Origin of the sequence: Sphingomonas sp. 66-10 (assembly GCF_001897045.1) — a bacterium.
GTDB classification, from domain to species: Bacteria; Pseudomonadota; Alphaproteobacteria; order Sphingomonadales; family Sphingomonadaceae; genus Sphingomonas; species Sphingomonas lycopersici.
On sequence record NZ_MKRR01000137.1, the window covers coordinates 51,251 to 72,726 of the forward strand.

Here is a 21,476-nt window from a genome sequence, read left to right on the forward strand (position 1 = left end):
GCGATCATCCGTGCCGTTCTCGCCTTGGGAAGCAGTCTCGACATTCCGGTGCTCGCCGAAGGCGTCGAAACGCACGATCAACTCGTATTCCTGCGCGAACAAGGGTGCGACGAGGCGCAAGGCTATCTGCTCGGGCGGCCGCATCCGACCGTCGAGGGCGCGAAATCAAGCCGCCCCGTCGGAATCTGGCACGACGCCGCATGACGCACCTGGGACGGATCCTCGCAACGGAAACCAGATCCACCCCGAATAGGTGGTGATCGATGCGGCCGGGACTATTTTCCGTTGCCGTTTATAAGAAATCAGCGACGCCGATCCGGGACAATTTGTCCACGTTGCGAGGACCTATTGTCCATAGCAAACCACTATGGAACGCTCCTATAATGAAGCGATCATAGGCATCTTGGAATGCGTCGTTATGGCTGAGGACGCCCCCCGCTTCAAACCCTACGACCATCCCGCGGGCGGATGGGGCGCTGCCGCTGCAACGGCGAAGGTGTTGCTTGAGCAGAGCGTCGTCACCAAGGGTTCGCGCGCGCTTCTCGCGATGAACCAGCCGGGTGGTTTCAAATGCCCGAGCTGCGCCTTTCCCGATGCCGATTGCAAGAAGACGCTCGAATTCTGCGAAAATGGCGCGAAGGCGCTGGCGCACGAGGCGACCAAATTCCGCGTCACGCGCGATTTCTTCGCGCAGCACACCGTCACCGAACTGATGGAGAAATCGGATTACTGGCTCGAGATGCAGGGCCGTCTCACCGAGCCGATGCGATATGATGCCGCGAGCGACCGCTATGTCCCGATCAGCTGGGACGCGGCGTTCGGTCTGATCGGGCAGCATCTGCGCGCGCTGGAAAGCCCGCATCATGCCGAATTCTACACCTCGGGCCGCACCCCCAATGAGGCGGCTTTCCTTTATTCGATCTTCGTCCGGCAATTCGGGACCAACAATTTCCCCGATTGCTCGAACATGTGCCACGAGCCGACCAGCCGCGGACTGCCGCCCGCGATCGGGGTCGGCAAGGGCACGGTGGTGCTCGAGGACTTCGAACATGCCGAGGCGATCTTCGTCATCGGCCAGAATACCGGCACCAACTCGCCGCGGATGATGACCAACCTCGTCGAGGCGCGTAAGCGTGGCGCGCCGATCGTGGCGGTCAACCCGATGCCCGAGCGGGCGCTGATCCGCTTCACCGAGCCGCAGGACGTCCTGCAGATGGCGACCTTCGGCTCGACCGCGATCGCCAGCGAATTCGTCCACATCAAGATCGGCGGCGACCTTGCGCTGATCAAAGGCATGATGAAGGTGATGTTCGAGCGCGAGGCGAAGGGCGAGACCATTCTCGACCACGCTTTCCTTGCCGAGCATACGATCGGCATGGAAGCGGTGCGCGACGAGGTGATGTCGCTCGACTGGAGCGCGATCGTCGAGCATTCGGGCCTCGAGGAAGCGCAGATCCGCCGCTGCGCGGAAATCTATATCCGCTCGAAGGCGACGATCATCTGCTACGGCATGGGCCTCACCCAGCATCAGTTCGGCTCACAGCTCCTCCAGCAGGTCGCCAACCTCCTCCTGCTCAAGGGAAATTTCGGCAAGCCCGGCGCGGGTATCTCGCCGATCCGCGGCCATTCCAACGTCCAGGGCGATCGCACCGTCGGGATCGACGAAAAGCCGAGCCAGGAATATCTCGACCGCGTTCGCGATATATTCGGCTTCGATCCGCCGCGTGAGCACGGACATCATACGATCGAAACGGTCGAGGCGATGCACGACGGCACCGCCAAGGTGTTCATCGGCATGGGCGGCAATTTCGTCCGCGCGATCCCCGATACCGAGCGCTCCTATGAGGCGATGCGCAAGCTCGCGCTGACCGTCGGGATCGCCACCAAGCTCAATCGCGGCCATCTCGTTCATGGCAAGGACGCGCTGATCCTCCCGGTGGTCGCGCGCTCCGAGCGGATCGAGACCTCACTGGGCGAGCAATTCGTCACGATCGAGGATTCGATGTCGAACGTGACCGCGTCGCGCGGCGTGCTCGCGCCCGCAAGCCCCGATCTCAAGCCCGAGGTGGAGATCGTCTGTCGCATGGCGATGGCCGCGCTGCCGGAAAGTGCTATCCCGTGGGATCGCTATATCGATGATTATTCGCTGATCCGCGACAAGATCGCCGAGGTCTATCCCGAAATCTACGCGGATTTTTCCGAGCGGATCAAGGATCCCAAGGGTTTCCATCTCGATATTCCGCCGCGCCGGCTGGTCTGGCCGACCCCCAACGGAAAGGCGAACTTTCTCCCTTTGCCGGGGCTCGACGTCAACGAGCCGGTCGCCGATCCCGCGATGCTGCGGCTCGCGACGGTGCGCTCGCACGACCAGTTCAACACGACGATCTACAGCTACAACGACCGTTATCGCGGCGTGTACAACGATCGCATGGTTCTCTTCATGAACGAGGACGACCGGATCGCGCGCGGCATCGAGGCACGTTCGCAGGTCGCGCTCGAAACGATCAGCAGCGATGGCGTGCGCCGGCGGGTCGATGCGCTGACCGTGATCGACTATCCGATGCCGCGCGGCGCGGTCGCCGGCTATTATCCGGAACTCAACCCATTGCTGCCGCTCGATTATTACGATCGCATCAGCGGGACGCCGGCGGCAAAGTCGATACCCGTGCGCGTGGTGGCTGCCTAGCGCCACGCCCACCGCTCAGCTCTTTCGTCAATGGGGCAATGACGAACAAGGAACAGGGGGACAGAGCCTGTGATTGCGAACTTCGATCCCGTTACGCTGGCGCGTGCGCAATTCGCATTCACGATCTCCTATCACTTCATCTTTCCGTCCTTCTCGATCGGGCTTGCGAGCTATCTCATGGTGCTCGAGGGGCTGTGGCTGAAGACCGGAAACGGCGTTTATGCCAATCTCTATCGCTATTGGCTGAAGATCTTCGCCGTCGTGTTCGGGATGGGCGTCGTCTCCGGTGTCGTGATGTCCTATCAGTTCGGCACCAATTGGTCGGCCTTCTCGACCAAGGCGGGTCCGATCGTCGGCCCGCTGATGGCCTATGAGGTTCTTACCGCATTTTTCCTCGAGGCCGGTTTTCTCGGCGTCATGCTCTTCGGCATCAGCAGGGTCGGCAAGGGGCTTCACTTCTTCGCCACCTGCATGGTCGCGCTGGGCACGCTCATCTCGGCGACCTGGATCATTTCGGTCAACAGCTGGATGCAGACCCCGGCGGGCTATGCGATCAACGTCAAGGGACAATTCGTACCGGCGGGATCGTGGCTCCCGATCATCTTCACCGCAAGCTTCCCCTATCGCCTCGTCCACACCGTGATCGCCTCCTATCTGACGACGGCGATGGCGGTCGGCGCGGTCGGCGCCTGGCATCTGCTCAAGGATCCGGCCAATCGCGGCGCGCGCAAGATGTTCTCGATGGCGATGTGGATGGCCGCGATCGTCGCGCCGATCCAGATTCTCGCCGGGGACCAGCATGGCCTCAACACGCTCGAACATCAGCCCGCCAAGGTGCTCGCGATGGAGGGGGACTATGAGCCGAGCCCCGATGGCGCGCCGCTGATCCTGTTCGGGTTGCCGAGCAACGACGAGGGCCGCGTTCGTTACGAGGTCGCGGTGCCGCATATCGGGTCGCTGATCCTCAAGCATGATCCCCATGCGCCGCTTCCCGGGCTCAAGGACTATCCGCGGGACATCTGGCCGCCGGCACCGATCATCTTCTGGTCGTTCCGGATCATGGTCGCGCTGGGGTTCGCGATGCTCGGATTGGGGCTGTGGAGCCTGCTGGCGCGCGCGCGTGGCAAGCTCTACGACTGGCGCTGGCTCAAACGCGCTGCGATCCTCATGGGCCCCTCGGGCTTCGTCGCGGTCATCGCCGGCTGGGTCACGACGGAAGTGGGGCGGCAACCCTTCACGATATATGGATTATTGCGGACGGCGCAGTCGCATTCGCCGATCGGCGCACCTGCGGTCGCGGTTTCGCTGCTCGCCTTCGTGATCGTCTATTTCACAGCCTTTGGCGCGGGCATCTTCTATCTGCTCCGGCTCATGTCCAAGCCCCCGCTCGCCGGTGAACCCGAACCCCAGCCGATACCGCAGCGCGCGGCGGGGATTACGCCGGCGGCAAGCGTGGCTGCACATCTTCCCGGGGAGGCATGAGCGATGGCGCACGTCGACCTCACGATCGTCTGGGCAGGCATCATCGGCTTTGCCGTCTTTGCGTATGTCGTGATGGACGGATTCGATCTCGGGATCGGCATATTGTTTCCGATTTTCTCGGTCGGCGAGGAACGCGACCAGGCGATGAACTCGATCGCGCCGGTATGGGACGGGAACGAGACCTGGCTGGTGCTGGGCGGCGGCGGGCTCTTTGCCGCCTTCCCGCTCGCTTATGCGATCATTCTGCCGGCGACCTATCCGCTGATGATCGCGATGCTGCTCGGGCTGGTCTTCCGCGGCGTGGCGTTCGAATTCCGCTGGCGCGACCCGCGCCACCGCCCGTTCTGGGACATCGCCTTTTCGCTCGGCTCGGTCACCGCGGCATTCGCACAAGGGGTGACGCTCGGCGCGATCCTCCAGGGCATCGAGGTCCGCGGCGACGCTTATGCCGGCGGCTGGCTCGATTGGCTGAGCCCGTTCAGCCTGCTCACCGGCGTCGCGGTCGTCTTCGGTTACGCGCTGCTTGGCGCGACCTGGCTGATCTGGAAGACCGAATTACGGTGCCAGCAGCGTGCGCGGCATCTTGCGCTCCCCGTGGGCGTGGCGACCTTGATCGCGCTGGCGGCGGTGAGCGCGGCGACGCCGTTCCTCCAATATGATTATTGGCATCGCTGGTTCGCATTGCCCGGCGTGCTCCTCACCGCGCAGGTCCCGTTGCTGGTGGTGATCTGTGCCGGCACCTTCCTCTGGAGCCTGAGACGCGACGCCGAGCGCCTGCCGTTCTTCATGGCGCTGGCATTGTTCCTGCTGGGGTTTGTCGGGCTGGGGATCAGCATGTTCCCCTATGTCGTCCCGCGCGCCGTCACGATCTGGGATGCCGCCGCGCCCGCGCAAAGCCAGTCCTTCATGCTGATCGGCTCGGTCATCATCATCCCGATCATTCTCGCTTACACCGGCTGGGCCTATTGGGTGTTTCGCGGCAAGGCCGGGACCGAGGGCTATCATTGATGGCCGAACAAGCGCCTTTGTCGAAGCGGCTCGCGTGGATGGCCGCGATCTGGTGCGGCAGCGTCCTCGCGCTGGGGGCGGTCGCCGGCCTCATCCGCCTCGCGCTCAAGCCCTAGCCAGGAAGGCGATAAGGGCCGGTAACGGAAATCCCCCTCAACCGGTATCGGCAAGGCAATCTTCGAGCGCCGCCCTCACGTGATGGGGACGGAACGGCTTGTTCAACGTGCCGCCGGCCCCCGGCAGCAGACTGCCGTCGTCATACCCGCTCGCCAGGACGAAGGGGATCCGCCTGGCCTGCAGCAGCGCGGCGACGGAATGGCTGGTCCGGCCCTCGACATTGAGATCGAGGATCGCGGCATCGATCGCTTCGCTGCGCGCCAATCGCTCTGCTTCGGGGATATCGAAGGCGGGGCCGACGATCACGCAGCGAAGGTCGGCAAGGATATCCTCGAGCAACATCGCGATGAGCGGTTCGTCGTCGACGATCAGGATCCGCTTGCCGTCGAGGTCGCTCACGAGACGCGCTCGACCTTGGGCTTGATCAGGCGGCGGACCAGCGCGCCCAACGCATCCATCGAATAAGGCTTGCGCAGCAGTTCGACATCGCCCGCCCCTTCGTCGGCGAGGACGTCGCTGTAGCCGCTGGTCAGAATCACCGGCAGGTCGGGATAGCTTCGCGCGAGCGTCCGGGCCAGTTCGACGCCGCTCATCCCGCCCGGCATCACGACATCGGTCAGCACCAGATCGAACGGCTCGTCCGCTTCCTCCAAAAGATGCAGCGCCTCGTGCGCGTCCGGCGCGAGCACGGTCTGATAGCCAAGATCGGACAGCAGCTGCGAGGCATGCTCGCCGACGTCCTCATTATCCTCCACAACGAGAATCCGGCCGCGCCCGCCCCCTTCGACGCTTTCCACTTCGGGCGCCGGCTCGACCGCCAGGTCCGTTTCGGAAGCACGGGGTAGATAGAGCGTGAAAGTAGCGCCGTGACCCGGCGTGCTTTCTACCCGAACGTCGCCGCCGGATTGTTTGGCAAAGCCATATACCTGGCTGAGGCCAAGCCCGGTCCCCTTGCCGATCGCCTTGGTGGTGTAGAACGGTTCGAAGATCCGCGCGATCTGATCCTGGGCGAGGCCGACCCCGCTGTCCGTGATGCTGACCATGATGAACTCGCCCGGCAGCGCCGCCTGCCCGGATGTCGCCGGAATCTGCCGACATGCGTCGACCGTCAGGGTGATCGTGCCCTCGCCGCCCATCGCATCGCGCGCATTGACCGCCATGTTGACGAGCGCGGTTTCGAACTGAATGACGTCGGCCTTCACGGGCGCGGGCGAGAGCTTCAGATCGGTGCCAATCCGGATCCGCGACCCCACCACGCTGGCGAGCATTTCGACGATGCGGCCGACTTTGTCCGCCGCGTCGAACACGGTCTCGCGCAGCGGCTGGCGCCGGGCAAAGGCGAGCAGCTGGGAGGTGAGCTTTGCCGCCCGATCGGCCGTCTCGGCGATCGCGTTGATATAGCGGGACCGGCGCTCCTCGCTCATGTCCGGCCGGCGCAACGCATCGACCCCGGACATGATCACCGTCAGCAGGTTGTTGAAATCGTGCGCGACGCCCCCGGTGAGCTGCCCGATCGCTTCCATCTTCTGCGATTGTCTCAGCGCTTCTTCGACGCGCTCGCGCTCCGCCGCCTCTTCTTCGAGGCGGGTTAGCGCGCGTTGCAGGTCGATCGTGCGCTCCGCGACCCGCGCTTCGAGCGCGGCCTCGACCTCTCGCTGCTCGGTGATGTCGGCATGCGTGCCGCACCAGCGGAAGACCTGCCCCGTCTCGTCCCTGATCGGCACGATCCGGCAGAGGAATTGGCGATAGACCCCGTCGTGCCGCCGCATCGGAAAGATCATCTCGAACCGTTCGCTGGTTTGCAGCGCATCGTGCCAGCGCCTGCGCACCTCCGGCAGGACCAGCGGATCGTGCGCGGACTCCCAGCCGAAATCGTCTCCCTCGCGCGCGCCGGTGAATTCGTACCACCGCAAATTGTACCAGAAGATCGTGCCGTCGCCGTAGGCGAGCCAGCACAGCGACGAAATGTTGTTCGCCAGCGTCAGGAACTCGTCGCGCTGGCGCTGCAACTCCGCTTCGGCGCGCCGCCGCTCCTCGAGCTCGCGCTGCTCGGCAATGAACAGGCGGACATTGTCGATCGACGTCGCGGCCTGGCCGGCGACGCCCGCCATCAGTTGCTCGGCCGATTCTCCGAAAACATCGGGTTCGGAGTGGCCGAGGAATAGGCCCCCAAGCACTTCCCCGCTGCGCGAGACGACGGGAACCGCCAGATAGCTGCGAACCGGCAGGTGCCCCTCGGGCATCCCCGAATAAGGCGCATTCCGCCCGTAGCGGGGATCGCGGGTGATGTCACCCGAGCGCACGATCCCCTCCCCGGAGAAGGTTGGCGCGAACACCACGGTGTTGCGCGGCATCGGGAAGGAGGCGAACCGGCTCCGCGGCGCGCCGGACAAGGTGTAAAGCGTGTAGGATTCGCCCTTCTCGTCGACGAGATTGTAGAAGAACGCGCCGAATTCGGCGCCGGTCAGCGCGACGCCCGCGTCGGTCGCCGCCTGCACCACGCGTTCGAGATCGAGCTCGGCACTCAGCGTCGCGCCGAGCTGGTTGAGAATGCCGAGAGTCCGGGTTTCCTCGGCGAGCGCGCGGCGCATGCGCAGTTGCTCGGCGAGATGCTCGCCCGCCTGGAATTGCCGCATCCGCGCGCGGCGCGCCGAGCCGACGGCGGAGATCAGCGTGGTCTGATTGACCGGCCGCTCGAGCACCGTCACGTTGCCGAGAAGCGCGACCATGCGGCGGTCGATCACGCCGCCGCGATGCGACAGCAGCACGAACGGAAAATCCGACCAGCTCGGTTGGCCCTTGATCCATTCGTCGACGCGCGCGAAGTCGGCGCCGAGCAGGCCCTCCTGCGCGATGACCGCGCCGGCGGCTTCATCGAGCCCGCGCAGCAGATCATCGATTCCCTCGCACGCCCGGCTCGCGATCCCCGCATCGCCGAGCAGTCGCTGGATGACCGGGCCATCGCGTCCGACCGGGGCCCAGATTAGGACGGGCGGCGCAGCGATCATCAAGGCGCCTCGTTGAGGAGGTCCGCTTCCGCGCCGGTATAGGTCGGCACGCCGGTCAGGACGCCCTGGAATTCGGTCAACGCGTGGCCGACCGAAACCCCATGGGCGCTGATCCGATATTCACGGATCGTTTCCTCGTGATGGCCGGTGCGCTTCTTTAGCACCGAGAGCGCCCGCCTGAGCCTGCCGCCCGCTTCGAAGAAGCGGAGCATGATCACGGCGTCGCTGAGATAGGTGAGGTCGACCGGGCTCGCCATCTGTCCGACCATGCCGTGCTGGGCGAGGACCAGGATCGTCACGATCCCCTGCTGGTTCAGGTAGGAGAGCATTTCGTGCATCTGCAGCATCATGAAATGCTCTTCGGGCATCGCGTTCAGATAGCCGCTCAGGCTGTCGAGGACGACGATCCGCGCGCCATGCCCCTCCACGGCGTCGCGCACGCGGGCGGTAAGCTCGCCCGGCGTCAGCTCCGCCGGATCGATCTGCTTCAGCTGGAGCAATCCCTGGTCGATGAACGGCCGAAGTTCGAAGCCCATGCCCGCCGCGCGCCGCAGGAACACGCTGCGTATCTCGTCGAACACCAGGGCGAGCGCCGGCTCGCCGCGTTTGAGCGCAGCATAGACGAATTGAAGCGCGAGCGATGATTTCCCCGAGCCCGACGGGCCGATGATCAACGTGCTGGTGCCGCGATCCAGCCCTCCGCCGACGAGCGAATCGAGCTCAGGCACATCGCTTCCGATCACCCCGGCCGCATAATCGACATGATGGTCGGCGGCGACGAGCCGAGGATAGACGTGAACGCCGCCGCGCTCGATCGTGAAGTCATGATAGCCGCCACGAAATTTGACACCGCGCATCTTGATGCAGCGCAGCCGCCGCCGCTCGGCGCCGTAGAGCGCGACGACCTGTTCGAGGCGCAGCACCCCGTGGCTGATGCTGTGCAGGTTGAGGTCATCCTGCTCCGAGGTCAGATCGTCGAGCATCAGCACGGTGCACCCCAGCTTCAGGAAGAAATGCTTAAGCGCGAGGACCTGACGCCGATAGCGCAACGAGCCTTGCGAGAGCAGCCGGATCTCGGAAAGGCTGTCGAACACGAGCCGCTTGGGCTTGACCCGCTCCACCTCGGCCATGACCATCTGGACCGTTTCGCCGAGTTCGAGCTCCGAGGAATAGAGCACCGTCTGCTGGGCCTTGGGATCGAGCGAAAGTTCGGGCGGCATCAGTTCGAAAAGCTCGATGCCGTCGAAGGTCCAGCCGTGGCTGGCGGCCACCGCATAAAGCTCGGCCGCCGTCTCCGAGAGGGTGATATAGAGGCCAAGCTCCCCCTGCTTTGCGCCGTCCATCAGGAACTGGAGCGCCATGCTCGTCTTGCCCGATCCAGGCTGCCCTTCGATCAGATGGATGCGGTTTTCCGCATAGCCGCCGCTGAGAATCGGATCGAGGCCCGGGACGCCCGTCGGAATCAGGGCCGTGGGGCGATACGCCAGTTCCATAGGTGCGTCCCTCAATGAACAAGGGCGCGCTATAATCGGCTACGCTCGCGCGTTGTGTTTGATACCGAACAGAAGCGCGCGATTGAGTCCGCTATGCTGATAGGATGCCGCGGTTTTCTGCTATCGTTTTGGGGGACCTCGGCTTCGCGGCCCCGATGCCTGCTAATCATTGGACGCAGCACCACCTTCGAGAGGCTGAACCGGCACGCCTGCTGCTTGCTCGATCGCCAGCTCCGCGGCCGCGACCAGCCGCCGCGCCGTCTCGGTCGCTGCGCTGGGCCGCAACGCAATGGCGACGCGCGGCCCGGTCATGACCACCTCGCCGTTGAGCACGTCGACCTTGAGAGGCTGCTCTTCCGCATTGAGCGTCATGCGTTCCGTCTCCGCTGCCGGTCCGTGATTGCCATCGCCTAAAAGCGCCCGCAGGCCGCCGGGTTCCAGCGGCCGCAAAATCGAACGGGTCGAGAGCCGGGACCTGATCTCTCTTCAGTTACGTTCCGGAGCGGCGCCGGGTGCTTGCGGAGGAAAATGACCTTCAATCCCAAAAACGAGATTCTGGCGGAGATCGAGCCGGCGGTCGCGATGAAATTCTCGCCGTATCTCGAAAGCGTCGAACTCGTGCGCGGTGACGTCCTCCAGGAGACTGGTGAGGAGGTGATCTGGGTCTGGTTTCCGGACAATGCGCTGATCTGCATGGCCTCCGAAAGCATCGAGGGGGAAAGCGTCAGCGGCGGCATGGTGGGCCGCAACGGTGCCTTCGGCGCCTTCGAGGCCTGCGGCAGCCGGCTGAGCTATGCCAGGGCGCTCGTCCAGATCGGCGGCGCCGCCTGGCGCATCCGGGCCTCGCATTATCGCGCGCTGTTCGATCACTCGCCCAATCTCCGCGTGGCGATCCACAAGCACGTCGAAGCGCTGCTGATCGAGGCCCGGCAACTCGTCGCCTGCACCGCGATCCATCGCGTGGAAAACCGCTTGTGCCGGGTATTGCTCGACGCATCGGCACGCAGCCACCAGGGCAGTCATTTGACGCTGACGCAGGAGGAGCTTGCCAACATCCTGGGCGTGCAACGGTCGACGATCGCGGTCACCTCGTCCGCGCTCCAGCGCGGGGGACTCATCCGCAGCCGTCGCGGGGGCGTCGACATCATCGATTTCGACCGTCTCGAAGCTGCAGCCTGCTCGTGCCGCCGGACGATCGCTTATGCCCGGCAGGAGATCGATCGCGCGCCGGACGACGTCTGCGACGGGTGACCGCCGACGGCCGGCTGACCGCTATCCGGACGCCGACCGCTGGCGATCCGGCGTGGTCCAGATTTCGTCCTTCGCCAATGCGAGGCTCACCCGACAATCGCAGGCGACCTGCTCCAGCCGCGCCACGTCGAGCACCTCGATCGCGCCCCGGCTGCTGCGGATCAGGCCGCGCCGCTGCAGCTTGGCGATGCAACCGGACACCGACGTGCGCTGCGCGCCGAGCATCTGGGCGAGTGCTTCCTGCGTGAGCGGCAAGACCCGATCGAGGCAGCTTCGGTCCAGCGCGTCGAGGATCGAACGACTCAGCCGGCCCTCGATCGGGTGCAGCGCGTTGCACGCCATCAGTTGACGAGCCTCGGTCACCAGCATCTCGAGATGCTGCTCGACCGCCGCCTGGAGCGCGGGGGAGGAATGCACCATCTCGCGATACCGCCCGACCCCCACGCGCAGCGCCGTGCCGGGAATCTGCACCTCGCCGCGCGATCGGAAGCGGCCGCTGCCAAACGCTTCTAGCACGCCGACGGCGCCGTTGCACCCGATCATCCCGGTCTGGACGCTCTCGCCGGCGATCGTCTGCGTCAGCACCGCGACCAGCCCGGTCAGCGGGAAATAGACCCATTCCACCATCTGGCCGTCGCTGTGGATCACATCGGCGCGGCGCAGGTCGACGCGCTGGAAATAAGGGAGAAAGCGCGCGCGCACGGTGGGTTCGAGTTCCGCCAGCAGCGCATTCGATTCAACATTGGCGTCCGCCATATTTGCCTCCTCGCCGCGAGAGGTCGCAGCGAACGAGGCACGCGCTTCCAGGCGCCAAAGGTCATCCGCAACCAGTCATCGCAGCCAAACACAAGTTGACCTAACGTCTTTCGATCATAACACCAACGGAACCATCGGGTTCCAAGAAGACAAATTCTCGACCCGCTTTCAATAGCCGTTCATCTTATAGCAATGTAATCCGTTGAAATGGACAACATGACGCCTATATAAAAAAGATTTCACGAGTTAACTTGATTTTACTTTGATCGTTTCTTCATCATAACGAACCCACATACGGCCTGCGCAATTTACAACCACCTTGATTATCGGCGGTGTTGTCGACGGACTCGAGATGAGTCTTCCGGCAGGACAATTTGTCGGAGGCCGCGCGGACATCCTGTCCATTTGAGGCGCGCTTGGCGCCGCAACATATTGAATCCACACCTATCTTCACTTGGCACGTGGCTTGCTCCCGCCGACTGGAAGGCGGTGCCGGGCGGCGGGATAGGAGGAATGGATTTCTGACGGATGATCGAGGGCAGCGAGAACCCCCAGCCCCCTGCCCAAGATCGAGCCAGCCGGGCCGGACCCCATCCTCCCGACGATCCGGCCCGGCTGGCGCATGATGTGATCGGCGCGCTCTGGAGCGGATCATCCATGCCCGCGATCTGCGTGCGCGGAGAAAATATGGTGCCGCAATTGCGAGGAAGACCATGAATCTCGAGCGACCAATGGCATCGACGCGCGTGACAACGGGGCTGCCTTCCCCCGGCCTGCTCGATCGGGAAAATATCGTCGCACGCCCCGGCTATAATCGCTGGCTGGTCCCGCCGTGCGCGCTGGCGATCCATCTTTGCATCGGCATGGCCTATGGCTTCAGCGTCTTCTGGCTCCCGCTCTCCCGCGCGATCGGCATCAGCGATCCGGTCGTCTGCAAGAATATGACGCTGATCCAGGCGCTGACGAGTACGAGCTGCGACTGGCGGGTGAGCGATCTCGTCTGGACCTATTCGATCTTCTTCGTCGTGCTGGGAACCGCAGCCGCGCTGTGGGGCGGCTGGCTCGAACGCGTCGGCCCCCGCCGGGCGGGGGTGGTCGCGGCATGCTGCTGGTGCGGGGGCATCGCGCTCGGCGCGCTCGGCGTCTCGCTCCACCAGCTCTGGATATTATGGCTCGGCACCGGACTGCTCGGCGGAATCGGGCTCGGCATCGGTTATATCACCCCGGTTTCGACGCTGATCAAATGGTTCCCCGATCGCCGCGGCATGGCGACCGGGATGGCGATCATGGGCTTCGGCGGCGGCGCGATGATCGGCAGCCCGCTCGCCGACCTGCTGATGCGGCATTTCGCCTCGGCAAGCGATGTCGGGGTATGGCAGTGCTTCCTCGTGCTCGCGCTCGTCTACGCCGTCTTCATGCTGGTCGGCGCCTTCGGGTTTCGCGTTCCGCCCGAACATTGGGCGCCCGCCGGCTGGGAGGGGCCGGGAGAGGAGCGCGCAGCGATCAGCCGGCACAATGTGCATTTGCGCGACGCGCACAAGACGCCGCAATTCTGGCTGATCTGGGGCGTGCTCCTGCTCAACGTATCGGCCTCGATCGGGATCATTGGCGTCGCATCGCCGATGCTCCAGGAGGTGTTCGGTGGCCGGCTGATCGATAAGCCGGCAACGCTGTTCACCGCCTTCTCGCCGGCCGACAAGATCGCCGCTGCCGCGGTGGGCGCGGGGTTCGTCGGCATCATCAGCCTTTTCAACATCGGCGGCCGGTTCTTATGGGCGACGTCATCGGACCGGCTCGGGCGCCAGCTCACCTTCGGGGTGATGACCGCATTCGGCGCGCTGCTCTACGGCTTCGTCGCCCCGGCGCTGATCGGCGGGTCGATCGGCCTGTTCATCCTTACCTTCTGCATTTGCGCCTCGATGTATGGCGGCGGCTTCTCGACCGTCCCGGCCTATCTCGCCGATCTCTTCGGAACCAGGTTCGTCGGCGCGATCCACGGTCGGATCCTCACCGCCTGGTCGACGGCCGGCGTGCTGGGCCCGTTCATCGTCACCACGATCCGCGACAGCCGGATCGCGGCCGGCGTGCCGCGCGATCAGGTCTATCAGCCCATCTATTGGACGCTCGCCGCGCTTCTGGTGGTGGCGTTCATCCTCAACCTGCTCATCCGGCCGGTCGATGCGCGCTTCCATATGCCCGAGGATGCGCCACCGACCGCCTCGGGCGCGACAGCCCCCGCGGCGGCACGGCCGCAGATCGCGGCGCAGCGCGATACGGGCGGGATCGCCCTTCTGGCATGGGCCGCGGTGTGCATTCCGATTGCCTGGGGCATTTACGAGACCGCCGCCAAGGCCGCGGTGCTGCTCAAATGAGAAGAGCCGTACGGATCATCCGACTATGATGACCGGTAACCGCCGACCGCGACAAGCGACCGTCCCGGCGCAACTTCACGCGCCCGCTCCCGTTCGACAATGACAAAACTCGCCATCAACAGGGAGAGTTGGAATGAATGACGATAAGCTCGCCAATCTTTGGAGCGTGACGCATCCCGTATCCGGCAAATGGGGCTGGATATTGATCTATGGGCTTCTCCTGATCGCATTCGGCATATTCGCGTTGCTCAACCCGCTTTCGACCGGCCTCGCCGCGGGGCTGGTCTTCGGGGTCGCGCTCGTCGCTTATGGCGTGTTCGCGATCGCGGCCGGGATATCGGCGCTCACCACCGGCGCCAAGGTGCTGGAGATCCTGCTTGGCGTAATCGCCATTCTGGCGGGTCTCTTTTCACTGTTCGATCCGTTGCAGGGCGCTGCATCGCTCGCCTGGGCGATGGGGTTCTGGCTGGTCGTGTCGGGTATCTCGCAGCTTGGCTACGGAATCACCGGCGCATATCACAAGGCCTGGCGGGTCCTGCTAGGTGTCCTGGATATCGCGCTCGGCGCCTATCTCGTCTTCAGCGGCCCCGTGTCCGGGCTTGTCTTCGTTGCCGCGATCGTGGGGTTCAGCTTCCTCTTCCGCGGCCTATTCCTCACGACTCTTGCGTTCGCCCTCAGGCGGCAACCGGCGGCCTAGCGCCAGACGAAAGACGAAGAAGGAGCAAAAAGCAATGTCCGAAGATCATGGCAAAGGCTCGTTTGGACGGCAGGAAGAGGGCCGGCTCAAGCTCAATCACGAGATCCGCAACCAGTGGCTCGACAAGGACGAGACGCTGAACGCGCTCTGGCATAAATCGGGGATGACGCGCGACGCGTTCATCGAGCACAAGATACAGCAGATCGACAAGATCATCGCCGAGCGCTCGGGCAACACTGGCTGAAATGCCGTGCCCGCCTCACCCGCTACCGGGCGACAGGGGCACGCCTATCATCTCGTTCAGGGGCCTAAGCGCATATGATCGTACGATCGCAACCGAGTTTCAGAGACATCGCGATCGCCGTCAACGGATCGATCCTGCCGCGCATCACGCGGCGGCTGTGCGTCATCGCATGCGTCAGCGTCGTGGCGATTATCGCGGCGCAGGCCCATCCGGGCATCTTCGCCCGCATTTCCGCGATTCCCTTCACCTTGATCGGCATTGCGCTCTCGGTTTTCATGAGCTTCCGCAACAACGCCTGCTATGCGCGCTGGTGGGAAGGCCGCCAGCTGTGGGGCGAATTGATCGTATCCGGCCGCTCGCTCGCGCGGGTCGTTTCGCAACTCGACGAGCCGGATCGCGTGGCCTTCCTGCGCGGCGTCTGCGCGTTCGCCTCGGGCCTCGTCGCAAAGCTTCGCGGCGCGGACGACGTGGCGGCGATCAAGCTGTGGGTGGATATCGGCCAAGGCGCGAAAGGCCCCAATCCAGTCAATGCGGTGCTGGACCAAATGGGCCAGCGCGCGTTCGGCCTGATGCGCGACGGCACGGTCAATCCGATCCATTATTCGGTGATCGACGCCGAGATCGGCAAGTTCGCGAAAATCCAGGGTGCGTGCGAGCGGATCGCAACCACGCCGGTTCCCTTCGCTTATTCGTTGCTGCTGCAGCGCACCGCCCTGGTCTTCTGCGTGATCCTGCCGTTCGCGCTGGCGGGATCGCTCGACTGGTGGACGCTGCTCCCGGTGCTGCTCGTCGCTTATACCTTCTTCGGCCTCGACGCGCTCGGCCACGAGCTCGAAGATCCGTTCGGCATCGATCCCAATTGCCTGCCGCTCTACGCTTTGCGGCGGACGGTCGAGCGGGAGATGCTCTCGCTGCTCGGCTGCGAGGAGCTGCCGGCGCCCCAGGAACCGCGCGACGGCATATTGCGGTAGCCGGCCCAAGCATTGAGCGCTGGAGGACGGCGAATATCGAACGGGGCCGTAGCGCGAGTCCACACTGCTACCACAGGCCCCTCTAGGCAATTGTCACGCGATCCATCACTCGACGCTGCGGGAAATAGTCGCTCGTCGCATAATGCTGCATCGAGCGATTGTCCCAGACGGCGACTGTCCCCGGATGCCAGCGCAGCCGGCATTGCACTTCCGGAATACGGATCTGATCGAGAAGATATCCGAGAAGCGTGGCACCGTCCTTCTCGTCCAATCCGTCGAAACCCGTCGTATAGGCCTCATTCACGAAAAGAATCTCCTCACCTGTTGCCGGGTGCACCTTCATCACCGGATGCCGGGTCGGTGGAGCTGCCGCGCGAAGCTCGGCGGCACAGGTTGCCGGCGCGCATTTGGCGATATCGTGCACCGCCTCGAGCCCGCGAAGCACAGTCTGAACCGCCTCCGGCAAACGGCGCCAGACTATTCTCATATCAGCGAATAACGTGTCACCGCCGGCGGTCGGCAATTCGATCGCACAAAGAACCGCCGCGCGCGGCGGCGCCGGGCTGAAACTGTGATCGACATGCCATATGTTCTCGGTCGGCGGCCGGGTCTCATCATGGACGATCTCTACCACGTCCGGGTCCGCGATCAGGCCCAGCGGCGAGCGCACTATATCACCGAAAATGCGCGCGAAATCAGCCTGGTGCCTACGGGTCATGGCATTCTGGTCGCGGAATATTAGTACACCATGCCTGTGCAGCGCCTGTCGCAACGGCCGCGCCACCCGGTCACCGATCGGCGCTGCGAGATCGATTCCCTCGATCTCGACCCCCACGGCGGCCGTTATCGGCTCGATCGAAAATGCCGTCATGAGCAACTCATGCCGTGACCGTTCGGGACCAGCTCCCGGATTACACCCCGGTCTGTCAATATTGCACCGACCGCCGCCGAATGCCCGCCCTGTGCCGCGGTATTGCTATCGACCCAGGCCCGAAGGTCGGTGTCGCTATGCGCCTCCGCATAAGCGACGGTTGCGACGAGATGGTCGTCGGAACGAAGTAGCGCTTGCGCCTCGATCAAGCGGGCGATTGCCGCGTCGAGCTCGGCATCCGAGGCCATCGCGTGGAGCCTGCGACTGAGTTGTTCGGTGCTGGTCACGCCATCGGCGAGCACGAAGACGAGCGCATCGAGATCACGCAGCACCGTTCGCGACCGTCCATCGGCATCAGCCTTGAGCAATTCGACAAACGACCGCCCCAGCCGCGCCCGACGCTCGATCGGGCCGCGCTTCCACTCTTCCATCAGCGCGTCGATTTCGGCGATCTCCTTCTCGAACTCGTCGAGATGCGATTCGTCATGATCGAAAAAATAGGCGAAACGTTCCGCCGGGGCGATATCCGAGGGGATCAGATAGCGATAAAAGTCGGCAGCACGCAGGTCGCGGATGCCAAGGTCTTCAGCGTTATCGAAGAATGGAGAGAAGCGATCGACGCGAACCTTGATGGCCGAGCCGTTTGGCGCCGGGAGATGCACGATCTGGCGAATGTTCTTTATGATTTCATTATAGTCATGCCCGGTCTCGCCGGGGAATCCAACCAGCAGATTATAGTCGATTGCGATATCATGCTCCTGCAGCCACTTCAGCGCCTGCACGTTCTGGAGCGCGGTCACCCCTTTGTTCATGAGCCGCAGGACGTGATCGGAAAAGCTCTCAATCCCGGGCTGCACGCGTTTGACACCAGCGCGGCGCAGCGCGGCGACGTCGCGACGTTTGAGATTGGCTTTGATCTCATAGAATAGGTCCAGATCGACATCGAGCCGCTCCAGCTCGCTCAGCAACTCACCATAAGCCTTGAAATCCAATATGTTATCGGCCGCCATAAAATTGGTGAGCCCATGTCGCTCCGCTTGAACGGCGATTTCGGAAATGACGCGCGGCGTGGATTTGCGGCGGAATTGCAAGCCGGCATTATTGAGCCCGCAGAAAGTGCAATGATGCTTCTCGCCCCACCAGCAGCCGCGCGAGGATTCGTACGGGAGATGGCGGACGTGTCGCATCGTCGCGCCTTGTGCTTCCAGCGCTTCGCGCTGCGCGAACCAGGCACCGTAATCGGGGATGGGGATGCGATCGAGATTGTGCGTCAGCCGCGCGGGCGTCCCGCCGCGACGTCCGGCAACGCCCGGGACCGGACGATCGGGCTCGCCTTCGGCAAAGGCGCGGAGCCAAGCCGGAAAGCTCTCGTCCGCCTCGCCGGTGAAGACATGATCGACAAGATCCGGAAAAATCTCCGCATAGGCCTCGCCCATCGCGCCATGCACACAGGCGCCGCCGAACAGCACCGTCAGATCCGGTCGAGCCGTCTTCAGCCGCGCCGCAAGCGCAAGGCTCGGCAGCACCTGATTGAACGTGCAACTGAAACCGACGATATCGGGCTGATAGCCGGCGATCGCCTTGGCCGCGAGGTCGAGGAATTCGGGAACGACGCTGTCGCGCAGCGCATGCAACGGGTCGGGAGGCTCGCCCGCGACCGGCTCCTTGCCGCCGAACCGGGCGAGATAGGTTTCCGAATCCAGCCTTTCCCGGCCGAACAGATCGACCGCGAAAAAATGCTCACCGAGCGGGAACAATTCGATATTTTCCGCGAAAGCGTCGAACGCCGCGCTGCCCATCCGGGCCGCCAGCTCGAGATTGAGGTGCTGCGCGATACAATCGAATCCCGCCTCACGCGCAATTGCGACAAGCGTGCCGATCGCGAGGCTGGGCCGCGACGTCGATTCCCAGGGCATGCTCACCAGCACGATGAGCGGGCGGCGCGCGCCGGTCATGCCGCCACCTCGCCGGACAACCGCGTGCTGACCGTGATGAGGCAGTTCGCAAGCGCCGAGGTGACGCGGGTGGACAAATCGTCGTTGCCAGCCGCCGCCTCCCGCTCCTTTGCCAGCATGCCGGCACCGACCCCGCCTCCCGCGAGGAACTGACACGCCAGGAAATCCGCGCCAGCCTGAATTGTCGGGGTGGCTGTTCCGGCAACCGCCGCGCGCCTCAGCGCCTCGGCCAGCCGAGGCAGGTCATAATCCTGCGCCGCCAGAATGATCGAGGCGTCATTGGCCATCGCCTGCACCGTCGCCTCGGCGACTCCCTCTCCGGTCCAATCGCTCGACAGCGCATCGGGATCGCCATCCTGACCGGTCCATTTCATCTCGGCGAGCGCTGCCTGCGCCAGCGCGGAATCGATCCCCAATGCGCACGCCAAATGCCGCGAAGCTTCGGCGATCGCGCGCCCGACCGAGGCGGGTTCTTCAAAAGGATCCGCGCGGGACGGCGCTTCCGGCAGTGCAACGCGCTGGTCGAGCAACGCCAGCGCGACAAGCCCTCCGACCAGCATCGTATGATACATGTTGTGAAACGCATATTGTCGCCGCTCTTCGGCTTCGCCGAACGCGACGAAGGCATCGGCGGACAGGCTCGGCGAGGGCAGAAAGCCCAACGAATCCCACAATCCGCGGCTGCGCCGCCAGGCGACCACGCCATAAGGCGAAAACCGGCGCCGCAAGAACAATTGGGAGAGCAGCAATTCGGCCAACAGATCGAAATCGCCCGCCGCCAGGCACCACGCCACCGCGGCGTCGATCGTCTTCCATAGCGCGTCGCCGTCGAGCGCCGCTGGTGCGGGCCGCGCGCCAAAGTCCGTGGCGTACATCACCGCATGGGTAATGGCATAACCATCATCGCGGCTCATATAGATCGGATGCGTTGTCCGACACGCGGTCGAGAGGTGGAGCGCTTCCGGCAACGAGGGGATTTCGGATTGCGCCAAACTCCATATCCAACGGCGATCGAGCAATCGGAACGGTACATGTTCGCTCGATTCGAGATATGGACTCTCCAAGGCCCGATGAACCACCGACACTTCCCGCTCGGTCGCCAGGCCGAACCGCTCCAGGACTAGCAACAAGGCGCCGATCGATGTCGCAAGCCGGGGATGCCGCAAGATGCATGCGATCGCCGAACCTGAATCGTAGTTTTTGCGAATGGCGCGCGCCAGCGACCAGGCCGCATCCTGCCAATATTCGGTCCGGGCGACCAGCAAGGCAAACAGCCCCGCTTCCATCATCATCTTGTCGAAACCGCTGACCTGGCCGAGGTCAACCTTCCACATCGGGTGCAGCGGATCGGCGCACTCGACCGTACGCTGCGCGAAATCGAGGCTCGCGGCCAGACGATCGCGCAGTTCGTCGGTTGTTCCATAAGCGTTCGCGCGCGCACTCGGTTCCATCGTCACATACCCCTCTCGCTCGCAGGCCGGATCATCGGCGCGAGCCACGCCCTGTCCAAGGCACGCAACCGATCAGGCCGCCTGCCTTGGAACCGGGAATCAGCCTTGCAGGCGAGCGATCCACGCCCGCCGGACAGAGAGCCTGGATGTTATTGTTTCGGCGTGGTGGTGATCGTCCGCAGCTGGTCGGCGACATTGCCCAAAGCGGCGACGTTCGCGACATTGCCCTTGATCACGACACCATAGCCGTCCCACGCGATCACCGAGGTCGCGACGGTCTCGCCCGGCGTCAGCCGGCCGAGCGCCTGATTTGCGGAGAGCATGTCGTTTACACTCTTGTCGAGGTTGACGACGCCGGACTTGTGCAATTGAGTGAGGACATCGTGTACTTGATTGAACTGCGTAGGCATGACTTACCTCCTTTATGTTGAGATAAAGTCAGCAAGCATATTTAGACTCAACCGGCATAAATCTGCCCGGACAGAGCCTCAGCGACCGCATTATTCGCTGATTATCTTGATATCGCCCAATTTCTTGAGCACCGATGACGGTATCACCGCGCCCATCTGCGGTCAATTAAGATTCAATATTAACGACCGATTCAACATCGTGTTATTCTGCAACCCTTGTTCTTCCTCGATCCGACACCGCTATTCCTGGAGCTCGATCCGTTCCAGCAATTCAAAAAGTATTTGCCGTTCGCCGTCACTGAACGAACGAAGCATGCGCCGCTCATGCTGCTCGATGCGTCGGCGGCTGTCCTCAAGCGCCGCTGCGCCCGCCGCGGTGACATTCCATTCGAAAGCGCGGCGATCACTGGCAGACGCCTTGCGCTCGACCAGGTCGCGGTCGATGTGATGCCGAGCCGAGTCAGGCGGCGAAGGTCGGCGATATAGCCGTCGCGCAGCGCAGACGGGGAATCGGGTGGCACGAGAGATACATAGATATTGGTGCGTTCACGAATGATGCGGTTCAGCTCACCGTCGCAGCACATACGCACGAACACCGAACACATTCCGGCAAACTGCCGTGTCGATCCAGCAATCATGGCAATCTCCAAAAGATCGACAGGCGTTAGCCGCGGCGCACCCCCGCCGGATCCGAACAAGCCGAC

Annotated in this window: 20 protein-coding genes; 11 read left to right on the top strand and 9 right to left on the bottom strand. The window is 63.7% G+C overall.

Going from position 1 to position 21,476, the window contains the following annotated elements:
* From BGN95_RS18695 to BGN95_RS18715, 5 genes are all read left to right on the top strand, one after another.
* A partial coding sequence (locus BGN95_RS18695) for an EAL domain-containing protein (RefSeq protein ID WP_286773636.1) occupies positions 1 to 204 on the top strand: 204 nt, incomplete at its 5' end.
* Positions 205 to 418: 214 nt separating this feature from the next.
* Positions 419 to 2,686: an FdhF/YdeP family oxidoreductase gene (locus BGN95_RS18700; protein ID WP_286773637.1), complete on the top strand. Its 2,268-nt coding sequence runs from the start codon at positions 419 to 421 to the stop codon at positions 2,684 to 2,686.
* A 69-nt stretch (positions 2,687 to 2,755) separates the two neighbouring features.
* Positions 2,756 to 4,168: a cytochrome ubiquinol oxidase subunit I gene (locus BGN95_RS18705; protein ID WP_286773638.1), complete on the top strand. Its 1,413-nt coding sequence runs from the start codon at positions 2,756 to 2,758 to the stop codon at positions 4,166 to 4,168.
* A 3-nt stretch (positions 4,169 to 4,171) separates the two neighbouring features.
* Entirely contained in the window at positions 4,172 to 5,176 is a 1,005-nt protein-coding gene (gene cydB, locus BGN95_RS18710) for a cytochrome d ubiquinol oxidase subunit II (RefSeq protein ID WP_286773639.1), read from the top strand.
* A complete protein-coding gene (locus tag BGN95_RS18715) occupies positions 5,176 to 5,292 on the top strand; it encodes a DUF2474 domain-containing protein (RefSeq protein ID WP_286773640.1) in 117 nt (38 codons plus the stop codon). The genes cydB and BGN95_RS18715 overlap by 1 nt, the downstream gene beginning before the upstream one ends.
* A 37-nt stretch (positions 5,293 to 5,329) precedes the next feature.
* Here the strand turns inward: BGN95_RS18715 and BGN95_RS18720 are convergent, their stop codons facing one another.
* The 4 genes from BGN95_RS18720 to BGN95_RS18735 form a co-directional block, all read right to left on the bottom strand.
* Positions 5,330 to 5,692: a response regulator gene (locus tag BGN95_RS18720; protein WP_286773641.1), complete on the bottom strand. Its 363-nt coding sequence runs from the start codon at positions 5,690 to 5,692 to the stop codon at positions 5,330 to 5,332.
* Positions 5,689 to 8,301 carry a GAF domain-containing hybrid sensor histidine kinase/response regulator gene (locus BGN95_RS18725; protein ID WP_286773642.1) on the bottom strand — a complete coding sequence of 871 codons (2,613 nt, stop codon included), beginning with the start codon at positions 8,299 to 8,301 and terminating at the stop codon, positions 5,689 to 5,691. The genes BGN95_RS18720 and BGN95_RS18725 overlap by 4 nt, the downstream gene beginning before the upstream one ends.
* Positions 8,301 to 9,794 (bottom strand): ATPase domain-containing protein, encoded by a 1,494-nt coding sequence (locus BGN95_RS18730; protein ID WP_286773643.1) that lies wholly within the window; start codon positions 9,792 to 9,794, stop codon positions 8,301 to 8,303. The genes BGN95_RS18725 and BGN95_RS18730 overlap by 1 nt, the downstream gene beginning before the upstream one ends.
* 162 nt (positions 9,795 to 9,956) lie before the next feature.
* Positions 9,957 to 10,166, bottom strand: coding sequence for a hypothetical protein (locus BGN95_RS18735; RefSeq protein WP_286773644.1), 210 nt, complete (start codon positions 10,164 to 10,166; stop codon positions 9,957 to 9,959).
* A gap of 156 nt (positions 10,167 to 10,322) precedes the next feature.
* Here BGN95_RS18735 and BGN95_RS18740 point away from each other — a divergent pair, with 156 nt between their 5' ends.
* Positions 10,323 to 11,045, top strand: coding sequence for a Crp/Fnr family transcriptional regulator (locus tag BGN95_RS18740; RefSeq protein WP_265311404.1), 723 nt, complete (start codon positions 10,323 to 10,325; stop codon positions 11,043 to 11,045).
* A gap of 21 nt (positions 11,046 to 11,066) precedes the next feature.
* Here BGN95_RS18740 and BGN95_RS18745 read toward each other — a convergent pair whose 3' ends face one another.
* Positions 11,067 to 11,801, bottom strand: coding sequence for a Crp/Fnr family transcriptional regulator (locus tag BGN95_RS18745; protein WP_265311405.1), 735 nt, complete (start codon positions 11,799 to 11,801; stop codon positions 11,067 to 11,069).
* 731 nt (positions 11,802 to 12,532) lie between these two features.
* Here BGN95_RS18745 and BGN95_RS18750 point away from each other — a divergent pair.
* The 4 genes from BGN95_RS18750 (at position 12,533) to BGN95_RS18765 (ending at position 16,085) form a co-directional block, all read left to right on the top strand.
* Positions 12,533 to 14,173 carry an OFA family MFS transporter gene (locus tag BGN95_RS18750; RefSeq protein ID WP_286773645.1) on the top strand — a complete coding sequence of 547 codons (1,641 nt, stop codon included), beginning with the start codon at positions 12,533 to 12,535 and terminating at the stop codon, positions 14,171 to 14,173.
* Positions 14,174 to 14,306: 133 nt separating this feature from the next.
* Entirely contained in the window at positions 14,307 to 14,870 is a 564-nt protein-coding gene (locus tag BGN95_RS18755) for an HdeD family acid-resistance protein (protein ID WP_265311407.1), read from the top strand.
* Between the two features lie 34 nt (positions 14,871 to 14,904).
* The gene (locus BGN95_RS18760; protein WP_265311408.1) at positions 14,905 to 15,114 is read left to right on the top strand and encodes a hypothetical protein; all 210 of its coding nucleotides are present in this window, start codon (positions 14,905 to 14,907) and stop codon (positions 15,112 to 15,114) included.
* Between the two features lie 74 nt (positions 15,115 to 15,188).
* Positions 15,189 to 16,085, top strand: coding sequence for a bestrophin family protein (locus BGN95_RS18765; RefSeq protein ID WP_286773646.1), 897 nt, complete (start codon positions 15,189 to 15,191; stop codon positions 16,083 to 16,085).
* An 82-nt stretch (positions 16,086 to 16,167) separates the two neighbouring features.
* Here the strand turns inward: BGN95_RS18765 and BGN95_RS18770 are convergent, their stop codons facing one another.
* From BGN95_RS18770 to BGN95_RS18785, 4 genes are all read right to left on the bottom strand, one after another.
* Complete coding sequence (locus tag BGN95_RS18770) at positions 16,168 to 16,956, bottom strand: TauD/TfdA dioxygenase family protein (RefSeq protein ID WP_286773647.1); 789 nt, start codon at positions 16,954 to 16,956, stop codon at positions 16,168 to 16,170.
* A complete protein-coding gene (locus tag BGN95_RS18775) occupies positions 16,953 to 18,911 on the bottom strand; it encodes a RiPP maturation radical SAM C-methyltransferase (protein WP_353744718.1) in 1,959 nt (652 codons plus the stop codon). The genes BGN95_RS18770 and BGN95_RS18775 overlap by 4 nt, the downstream gene beginning before the upstream one ends.
* Positions 18,908 to 20,362, bottom strand: coding sequence for a DUF6895 family protein (locus tag BGN95_RS18780; protein WP_286773648.1), 1,455 nt, complete (start codon positions 20,360 to 20,362; stop codon positions 18,908 to 18,910). The genes BGN95_RS18775 and BGN95_RS18780 overlap by 4 nt, the downstream gene beginning before the upstream one ends.
* A gap of 149 nt (positions 20,363 to 20,511) precedes the next feature.
* A complete protein-coding gene (locus BGN95_RS18785) occupies positions 20,512 to 20,772 on the bottom strand; it encodes a hypothetical protein (protein WP_179513980.1) in 261 nt (86 codons plus the stop codon).
* A gap of 216 nt (positions 20,773 to 20,988) precedes the next feature.
* On the opposite strand from BGN95_RS18785, the gene BGN95_RS18790 reads away from it, so the two are divergent.
* Positions 20,989 to 21,258, top strand: coding sequence for a hypothetical protein (locus BGN95_RS18790; RefSeq protein WP_286773649.1), 270 nt, complete (start codon positions 20,989 to 20,991; stop codon positions 21,256 to 21,258).
* Positions 21,259 to 21,476: the final 218 nt, after the last annotated feature.